This window comes from Mycobacterium venezuelense, from assembly GCF_054919535.1.
In genome coordinates, this window is sequence record NZ_JBONDW010000049.1 from 1 (window position 1) to 1,338 (window position 1,338).

General features: G+C 64.6%; 1 protein-coding gene. It reads left to right on the forward strand.

From position 1 onward, the window contains the following. The first annotated feature begins 255 nt into the window (after window positions 1-255). Window positions 256-1,320, forward strand: coding sequence for an IS110 family RNA-guided transposase (locus ACRCUN_RS34120; RefSeq protein ID WP_462146020.1), 1,065 nt, complete (start codon window positions 256-258; stop codon window positions 1,318-1,320). Window positions 1,321-1,338: the final 18 nt, after the last annotated feature.

Consider the following 1,338-nt stretch of genomic DNA (forward strand, 5'->3'; position numbering starts at 1 on the left):
CGCGAGCGTGCGTTCAGTGTCAGTGTTGGGGGTGCCGGGTTGCGGTGTGTCTGCGCGACATTGCCGCAGCGCTGGTGTTGGGTCCGGATCACCTGGTGTCTGACTCTGAGCGTGCGTGCCGCCTTCGGGTTGGCGATCAGACGTTTTGTCGGCGCCGGGTGTGAAGGACCGGCCGGCGTGACCTGATAGGAGCGTGGCACCGCCCCCGACTGAGCTATGTCCGCCGACCGGCCCAACCTCTGTTCACCTCTACATGTGAAGGAGGCAGCCACCATGGTTGTCGTTGGGGCCGATGTACACAAGCACACTCACACGTTTGTCGCGGTCGATGAGGTCGGCCGCAAACTCGCAGAGAAGGTCGTTAAGGCCACCGACGCGGGGCATTTGGAGGCGGTGATGTGGGCGCGGGAGCGGTTTGGGACCGAGCTCATCTGGGGTATCGAGGACTGCCGCAATATGTCAGCGCGCCTGGAGCGTGCCTTGTTGACCGCGGGGCAGAAGGTGGTGCGGGTGCCGACGAAGTTGATGGCCCAAACCCGGGCGTCGGCGCGCACCCGGGGCAAGTCCGATCCGATCGACGCGACGGCGGTGGCACGCGCGGTGTTGCGTGAGCCTGACCTGCCGATCGCGTCTCATGATGACAGCTCGCGTGAACTCAAGTTGCTGGTCGACCGGCGGGAAACCCTGGTGGCGCAACGCACTGCGACGATCAACTCATTGCGGTGGCGGATCCATGAACTCGCCCCCGAGCGCGATCCCGGTGCTCTGGATCGGGCCAAGCACCAGACAGCTTTGCACCAGTGGCTAGCGGGGCTGAGGGGTGTGGTGGCCGAGCTGGCCCGCGACGAACTCGCCGATATCTGCCGACTCACCCAGGCCATCAACGCACTGGAAAAACGGATCGACACCCAGATCGGCGAAGTTGCTCCCACGCTGCTGGAGCTGTTTGGCTGCGCAGCGCTGACCGCAGCCAAGATCGTGGGCGAAACCGCCGGCGTTGACCGGTTCACCAGCGAAGCCGCATTCGCCCGCCATGCCGGGGTGTCACCGATCCCGGTCTGGTCTGGTGACAACACCGGTCGGGTGCGCTTATCACGCAGCGGCAACCGCCAACTCAACGCCGCACTGCACCGCATCGCTATCACCCAGATCCGCCGTCCCGGGCCCGGCCAGACCTACTACCGACACAAGCTCATGCAGGGCAAGACCAAAAAAGCAGCACTGCGCTGCCTCAAACGACACCTCGCCCGCACCGTATTCCAACGCCTACACACCGACCGCCAAACCCATCCGCAGCCAGCTCAACCGGTAGCCGCTTGACATAGGAGCAACGTCTGC